Source organism: Candidatus Aminicenantes bacterium, from assembly GCA_011049425.1.
In the GTDB taxonomy this organism is placed as follows: Bacteria; Acidobacteriota; Aminicenantia; order UBA2199; family UBA2199; genus UBA876.
On sequence record DSBM01000091.1, the window covers coordinates 1 to 7,478 of the forward strand.

At 54.7% G+C, this 7,478-nt stretch carries 6 protein-coding genes; 3 read left to right on the plus strand and 3 right to left on the minus strand.

Features of this window, described 5'->3' with window-relative positions; all coding sequences use genetic code 11:
* Positions 1-12: 12 nt before the first annotated feature.
* Positions 13-1,623 carry a peptidase gene (locus tag ENN40_06070; GenBank protein ID HDP94909.1) on the minus strand — a complete coding sequence of 537 codons (1,611 nt, stop codon included), beginning with the start codon at positions 1,621-1,623 and terminating at the stop codon, positions 13-15.
* A 192-nt stretch (positions 1,624-1,815) separates the two neighbouring features.
* Between ENN40_06070 and ENN40_06075 the strand changes: the two genes are divergently transcribed.
* The 3 genes from ENN40_06075 to ENN40_06085 all read left to right on the plus strand — a co-directional run bounded on the left by ENN40_06075 (position 1,816) and on the right by ENN40_06085 (position 5,528).
* On the plus strand, positions 1,816-2,682 hold the full coding sequence (locus ENN40_06075; GenBank protein HDP94910.1) for a hypothetical protein: 867 nt from the start codon (positions 1,816-1,818) through the stop codon (positions 2,680-2,682).
* 158 nt (positions 2,683-2,840) lie between these two features.
* Complete coding sequence (gene trxA, locus ENN40_06080; GenBank protein HDP94911.1) at positions 2,841-3,197, plus strand: thioredoxin; 357 nt, start codon at positions 2,841-2,843, stop codon at positions 3,195-3,197.
* Positions 3,198-3,353: 156 nt separating this feature from the next.
* A complete protein-coding gene (locus ENN40_06085) occupies positions 3,354-5,528 on the plus strand; it encodes a hypothetical protein (GenBank protein ID HDP94912.1) in 2,175 nt (724 codons plus the stop codon).
* An 80-nt stretch (positions 5,529-5,608) separates the two neighbouring features.
* Here the strand turns inward: ENN40_06085 and ENN40_06090 are convergent, their stop codons facing one another.
* Both ENN40_06090 and ENN40_06095 read right to left on the minus strand, forming a co-directional pair.
* Positions 5,609-6,433 carry a kinase/pyrophosphorylase gene (locus ENN40_06090; GenBank protein HDP94913.1) on the minus strand — a complete coding sequence of 275 codons (825 nt, stop codon included), beginning with the start codon at positions 6,431-6,433 and terminating at the stop codon, positions 5,609-5,611.
* 127 nt (positions 6,434-6,560) lie between these two features.
* Complete coding sequence (locus tag ENN40_06095; GenBank protein ID HDP94914.1) at positions 6,561-7,184, minus strand: hypothetical protein; 624 nt, start codon at positions 7,182-7,184, stop codon at positions 6,561-6,563.
* Positions 7,185-7,478 lie beyond the last annotated feature (294 nt).

The window sequence follows — 7,478 nt, forward strand, 5'->3', positions numbered from 1 at the left end:
CAACTTTTCCTGCTAGAAACCGCGGGCGTAAAAGTTCCACAAATGATCGCCCAGGTCCCAGTAGCGGTTGACCAGTGCATCGGCGAACTGGTGGGAGTATTGCGTAAGCAGGCGGTTCGCGGCCCGGGGGTCCGTGGGATAGAGCTCCATGTAATCCGCTTCCAGGCGCGGCACTTCGCGGTCGGCCTTTTGCTCGTACTCCCGCATTGTCTTTTCAACCAACTCGCGGCACAGGTCCCAGCGGATCATGGCCAACTTGGCCACGCGGCGGAACGCCCAGGTGGCGGAATCACGGCGGAATTTCTCTTGTGATCCCACTTTGTAAGAGGGCAATACCGCTTCCATGCCCATGTACAGGGGCACTTTTACCGTCATGGCCGGATTGTCCAGGCCGAACCAGACACGGCCGCCCAAGTCATCGGGCAGCCAGCCCCGGGCCTGCACGATGGTGTGGTAGGCGCAGTACTCCACCGCGATGGGGCGGTGCCGCACGACCACATCCTCTTTCAGGGTGTTGAGCAGGGTGCGCATGTGGCGGGACATCCAGGCATTGACCGCCGGGCTCTTAACGGTTTCCTCTTCTCCGCTTTTGCGGTCTTTCTGCGTCACCATCAGGTTTCTGGTCATATCGTATTCCGAACCTTCATAGTCGGCTTTAAACAATTCAACCATCTTTTGCAATGAGACCGGCTTTTCCGGTTTTACGCTGAACGGCAACTCGTCCGCGTTAAAGTCCAGGTTCAGCGACGGCGCCAATCGGCTAAACACCCAGTACTCGCGGATGGTGAAGGGCTTGCCCGAGTAACTGTCGCCATAGGCCTTGTAAAACTTGAAAGGTTCTTTTTTCGGGTCCCACCACTTGTTTTTTTCGGCCAGCTTGAACACGTTCTCAGACGCCATAAAGTAGTCCGGGTTGTCCAGGTCGAGTTCAGCAATGCGGCTGATATTGGCCGAAACCCCCACATGATCGTCGGGAATGCGCTGGGCCGCCCACACCCCGCCCAATTTGTCTTTGCCCGGACCCAGGATCTCCATTTGCCACGCTTCGTTGGGATCGATAATGGTGATGCACTCCCCGCTGTCACAATATCCGTATTCCTCGATAAGCCGGCCGATCAGGCGGATGGCCTCACGGGCGGTGCGGCAACGTTCCAGGGCGATGCGTTGCAGTTCTTCAATTTGAAATATGCCCTTATCGCTTTTCAATTCCTTGCGCCCGTTAAAGGTGGATTCCCCCATGCCCAATTGGTGTTCGTTCATGCAGGGATACGCGGTGTTCAAAAAACGGAAGGTTCGGGGAACCTGGGGAATCTCGCCCAGTTTCTTTATCACGCGTTTGTCGCCGGCAAAGAAGTTGTGCATGCTTCCTTTGTAAATGGCCGTTTTTTCGCCCGGTTTATGTGTCCCTCCGGGAACGAATTCGATCCAGGTACGGTAGTTGGAATCGCAGGTATGGGAGGTCATGACCGATCCGTCGGCGCTGGCGAGCCGGCCCACGGTAATAATGGTGCAACTGTCTTTTATTCTGGCGTCATCTATTACTTCCGCTACTTCCGCAAAACCGGCTGTGGGAAACAGAAGCAGGATGGCAACCCATGTAATCAGACTGCGGCAATATGTCATCTCTTTTCTCCTTAAAACCCTTGCGTTGAACCCGGGAATGTGGATTCAGCCTGCGACAAGCAATTGTCATCAATGGTCATACATAGATGAAGATCATGGAAAAGTCAACTGCGATACTGTCCGGAATTTGTCACACCTTTTGCCTTTCCGGGTTGGAAACGATATTGCTCTCCATCTGGCAGGAGGTGCCAAATGAAACACCTGAAAGCCATTATGTTGATCCTGATCCTGGCAACGGGAACCGGATTCGCCCAAGGGTATTATGGCGACGACTACGCCGAACCTTACGAAAACTACAACGATGCTTACCTCAATTACGACTACGGCTATGAGAGCGCCCGGCCCTGGTTGAGCCGTCACAACGGCCCGGTATACTACTGGACCCACCCGTACCGGGACGTGTACTTCGTGTTGGTTGGCCCCAGGGTCTTTGTGATTCCCATCTATGAACTCAGCCGTATCGGGCACCGCCTGCACTGGAGCCTGGTCTCCATGAACCGCTTCATCCGCCTCTCCTGTTTCGGTCTTCCCTACTACGACAGTTACATGCGCTTCAACTACTACTACAACCATTACCGCCGCTACAGCTACAATCGCTATCACAACCGCTATCTGCGTGACCGCTATCGCCGCTACTTTCACAACCGGCGCTCCAACCGCGACTACTACCGCCACCGCAGCCGGGTGTTGCAGAAGCGGCACCTGGATAGCCGGTACCGCTATCGATCTGAATCCCGGGTGAACCGGGATCATCTGAGCACCCGCCGGGGTACGAGCCGCTACGCTCCGCGAAGCCGCGACCAGGGAACAGACAAACGTTACCGGGGCAATCACTATCCCGTTTCCAGCAGCAGAACCATTAAGCGCTCCCGCTTGGCTCCAAAGAGTTATTCAGAGAAAGGCTCCAGCCGGGTGGTACGCAAGTCGACAATCAGCCGCTCGAGTTCGAAACGGAGTACGTCTGTAGGGCGTTCATCAGGCAGCCGTTCCCGGTCCGTTTCCCGGTCCGTTTCCCGGTCCGGATCCGCCAAAAAAACGGCTCGCAGCCGCAGAAAGTAAGGACCCTCCAGGGCGGACCGGATCCCTCCCCCGGCCCGCCCTGATCCTTCCCCAATATGAACCCGGGTGACGACTCTATGGTGTCGACTCTATGGTTGACCGGGGTTCTTTTTTTTGATATAATTATTTTTTAACCAATCCAACCCTGGAGAAAAACAATGGAGCATCTGACCAAAGATACGTTTATTGAAAAGGTATTCGATTATGAGAATAGCAAGGAATGGCAATTCAGAGGGGATCGCCCTGCCATCATCGACTTCTATGCCGACTGGTGCGGCCCCTGCAAGATGGTGGCCCCCGTGCTGGAAAAGCTTTCAGCAGAGTACGAGGGCAAAGTAGACATCTACAAAGTAGATACCGAAGCCGAACAGGAACTCGCCGCCGTTTTCCAGATTCAGAGCATCCCCTCCATCCTCTTCATCCCCAAGGATGACAAACCGCAGATGGCCATGGGCGCCATGCCCAAAGAAGGATTCGAAGAGGCCATCAAGACCGTACTGAAAGTCGAGAAATAAACCCCGGCGATCTGCAGCATTCTGCCGCGCACCGCCGGCAGCGTGTTCCGGCAATTTTCAAGCGCTTTTTCTTCCGGAATTGTTCCGGAAGTAAACTACTTTTTTAGTATAGACAACCAAGTATAACCGCCGCATAATTGCGGATCGGAGGCGTTCATGTTCAGGAGCAAAAACCGTTGTGCGTATGCATGTCAAGGGTTCCCGTTCTGGTTGGGAACAGCCGGACTGTTACTACTGTTGATCAGCACTGCGGAAGCATCGCATCTTCGACTCTCCTTTAAAGAGGTCGCCAACAGCGCGGACCTGGTCTTTGTGGGCACGGTGGACCGGCTGGAAACCCGTTTCAACTCACAGGGAACTTTCATTATCACGGAAGTCTATTTCCGCGACATTGTGATGGTTCACGGCACCCATCGTTCCGTTCAGAAGGACTCCACGACCATTATCCTGGAGCATGCAGGCGGCTGTGTAGGGGACATCTGCCTCGGAGTCAGCATCGCACCCGCGTTTGAGCCGGAACGCCGCTACCTCCTGTTTGTGAACGATGACGGCGGAACGTACGCAAATCCTTTGATCGGGGGACCCCAGGGGATGTTCAACGTGGTAAAGGACGTGGAAACCACGCAAGAGTATGTTCTGACGGCGGGCAACCGAATTTTTCATGGAGATAGAGACGGCAGACTGATCAGCGGTACATCCCGGGTCTCTTTTATCCGCAACGGTTCACCGGTCAACGATACCGCCTCAATCGCCGCTGAAACCCTGTCCGCCCCTCCCCCCGTCCCCAATCACCCGGCGGATGGCTCCATGCCGGCATCTGCACTAAAAACGCCCAACGACACCGGGGCGCCCCTGACCCTGGAAGAATTCATTCATTATACCCGCGAGGTGGCGTTGAACGCACCAGTCGGAAAACCGCTGCTTCGGCGTGAAGGAATCGGGACTTCCATCACCACCTGGATCACTGGAGATGAATACCCCGCCATGGAGGAACAGCCAATCCCCGATCAATCAGAGATCATTCCCCCTGGGAAAGAATCGAGTCGTCCCCTGGGAGGCACCCTGGGGTACTGCGGCTACCACACACTGCCGTTTGTCATAAAGACCGTTCCCACGGAGTGGTGGTCCTACGATACCATTGAAGCGGCCCGGAACACCTGGAACCGGTTCATGGCCATTTACCAGAAGAGTCCCAGTGACGGAAAATTCGGCCACAATAACCGCAATGAAGTGTGCGGATGGGTCAAGGAAGCCGACTTGCAGAGGATCTACGGGGTCGGTTGGAACGGATATATCGGTTGGGCACACCATTGGTGGCGGTCGGGAAGTCCCTGCGGTGTTTTGCTGGAGTCGGATATCATGTTCAACCCCGCTTATGAATGGACGGACAACGAAGAGGCCGCCTGGGGAAACGACGATGTCGTCCTCCTGCGGCCTATAGTCATGCACGAGATGGCCCATACTTGGGGCATGCAGCGTGGATCCGCGGGAAACTGGGGTTATTACGAAACCTATGACTACGATCAATTGACCGTAGTCCACAGTTATTACCACGATATCATTGAGGACGGCCGGGGTATCCACGTTGCTGATGCATATTGCCTGCGCCGCAATTACCAGAGTCGTACAAATATTAAGAACACGGTTGATGTAGGCGTCGAATCCTATTACGCCGGCAACGGCCTGAAAAACGCCACGGCGAATCAATCCAGTTATTACCCGGGTGATGCCATCAGCCTGAGGAACATCACCGTGGAAAACATCGGCTTCCTGCCTGCATCCAATGTGCGGATCCGCGTTTTCCTTTCCACGGACCGCAACATCACCGGAGATGATTATCAGGTCGGCTCCTATTGGAACTGGGATACCCTGGCCAGGGAAACCCGCTCGGTTTTTGATATCAATTCCACCATCCCCAATGACGTGCCGGCCGGGACCTACTACATCGGCATGATCATCACGGTGAACGGGCTGAAAAACGACGACTATACCCTTAACAACCGTACCACTTTCGCCGCAACCATCCAGATCAAATCCCGCAGTTCCGGGAACGACAATGGCGACGGCAACGGCGCCAGGGGGTGCTTTATCGCCACAGCCGCGTTCGGTTCACCCCTTGCCGCCCAGGTGGTTCTATTGCGTGATTTCCGTGATCAATTCCTGATGACACACAACCCGGGCCGTGATTTTGTTCAGGCCTATTACCGTTACTCGCCGCCCCTGGCACGCCTGATTATCCGGAACCCGGCTCTGAAGGCGGCGGTCCAGGCCGGCCTGCTGCCCCTGATCGCCCTCAGCCGGACAATGCTGGAACTGGAAATAATGTTCTGATCATCTGTTGATCAGCAAATATCAGCACATAACCTCCGGCGGTGATTGGATGGAATCTGCGCTGGAAACCGCGGAAACAGTTACCCGTTGGGCCTGGTCTTTCCGCCGCGGCTCTTGATCCGGGCCAAAATGTCCGAGGCGATCTCCTCGATGGGTTTGTTGGTGACATCGATGATTTGACAATCCCTGATACGCTCGAAAATCTTGCAGGCATAGCGTAGTTCAGCCCGCACGTAATCGATATCGGAATACTGCCCCGTTGCTCCGCCCAGGTACTGGTCGCGTACGCTGCGCAATTCAGCCAGGTTCTTGGGAGAGGTTGTGAGTCCGAATACATACACGCCCTGAAGATTGAATATCTTTGGGGGAGGATCAAGCCCCAGGACAATGGGAACATTTGCCACCCGCCAACCCTTGAACGCCAGATAAATGCTTAACGGCGTCTTGAATGTCCTTGATACTCCGATCAATATGATTTCGCCTTTGTCGATCTCTTCGGCACGATTGCCGTCGTCATGGCGGAAAGCAAATTCCATGGACTCGATGCGCTGGAAATAGGCGCGATTCAGTTTGCGGAACATGCCGGGGGTTTCCAGCGGTGAGTAATCCAGTTGCCGGGACAACTGCGCCAACAGGGGCCCCATGAGATCGATGGTTTCCACCTCATTCAAGCGGCCGAGGGCGAGGATGCGATCGCGCAGGTTCTTGGACACAATGGTATGCACCACAAAGCCGTTGTTGTTTTTGGCTTCATCAATGATTTGCTCGACTTGTTTTTCGGTACGGACTTTGGCGCGGACCCTGATTTCCGTGTCGGTTTCGCCAAATTGCGCCATGGCGGACTTCAACGCCCCTTCGGCGGTTTTGCCGGTCCCGTCGGAAATCACATAAACTTTCAAGGTCATTTTTTCGGACCAAAATTGACTTGTATCATATCACATACGCAAAAAATTCTTTTTCCACATCCACAGATTCGCGGACACGGGATTTTCAGCGCATTTTACCAAAAGACATATCGCCGGCTCTGATGACTCAGCGGAATTCCTTGGCGATGATGGTGATGCGATCGGGATAAGTGATCGCTCCAAAAGGCGTGGACACCCCGGGCTGGGCATCCAGAGCCACCCGCGATATGTCTCCGCCGCGGCCTCCCAGTGCCAGGGCAAGATTCAACAGGTTTTCATATCCCCTTTGACCGAAAAACTCGTAAAGATCCAGTTCCAGGCGCAGGGGAATATTGCTGATTTGTCCCGTTCCCGGAATCTCCAGGGGCGCATCGATACCCCCGCTGACTGTGGGATGATCATCGATCAGCAAACGCCAGTCAAAACGGGTCAGCGTGGAAACGGTTCTCGGGGTTCCTCCAGTTCCGTCATTGGGGTTACGCGCCTCCACATTCAGCATGAATCGGGCGGGCAGGCGCCGGTTTCTGAAAGCCGCCAGCAATTGCATGGCGTCGGCAACATTGAGGTTTTGCAAACTCGAGATATGCCCGATCTCCACCCCGGCCAGGGTAAAGTCCGAGATGGCGCCGAGGCGGAACTTCAAGCGTTTCAGGTTGGCAAACGTGCCTGCTATTTCATCCAGTACCGCGCAGCCCTGCAACAACAGCATCATCAAAAGAACCAGAATCAGGAGAACGTTCTTTTTTTTCACGCATTTCCTCCCCACACAATCGAGCCGCTCGCCCCTCAGAAAACAATCGTATTCCCTTCAATCCGGAAAATCAAGAAGCATGGGGATAGAAGGGCGAGCGGCCGGTCGCCCCTACGTCTGCCTCCTGTCACCTGATACCTGTCACCTTCTCTCCAACTTTACAACTCTTCAACCTTGCTAGAACTCGACTCCAAAGCGCTTGCGCAAACCCAGCACCAGGATCAGCATCAGCACCAGGTAGTGCCATATCCAATGGATGCGCGTGCCCAGGAAAGAAACACGCTTGCCGGGATA

What these genes read in the sequence shown, in the direction of transcription:
- trxA (HDP94911.1), top strand. Translation starts at nt 2,841, where the DNA reads ATGGAGCATCTGACCAAAGATACGTTTATTGAAAAGGTATTCGATTAT.
- ENN40_06075 (HDP94910.1), top strand. Translation starts at nt 1,816, where the DNA reads ATGAAACACCTGAAAGCCATTATGTTGATCCTGATCCTGGCAACGGGA.
- ENN40_06070 (HDP94909.1), bottom strand. Translation starts at nt 1,623, where the DNA reads ATGACATATTGCCGCAGTCTGATTACATGGGTTGCCATCCTGCTTCTG.
- ENN40_06090 (HDP94913.1), bottom strand. Translation starts at nt 6,433, where the DNA reads ATGACCTTGAAAGTTTATGTGATTTCCGACGGGACCGGCAAAACCGCC.
- ENN40_06085 (HDP94912.1), top strand. Translation starts at nt 3,354, where the DNA reads ATGTTCAGGAGCAAAAACCGTTGTGCGTATGCATGTCAAGGGTTCCCG.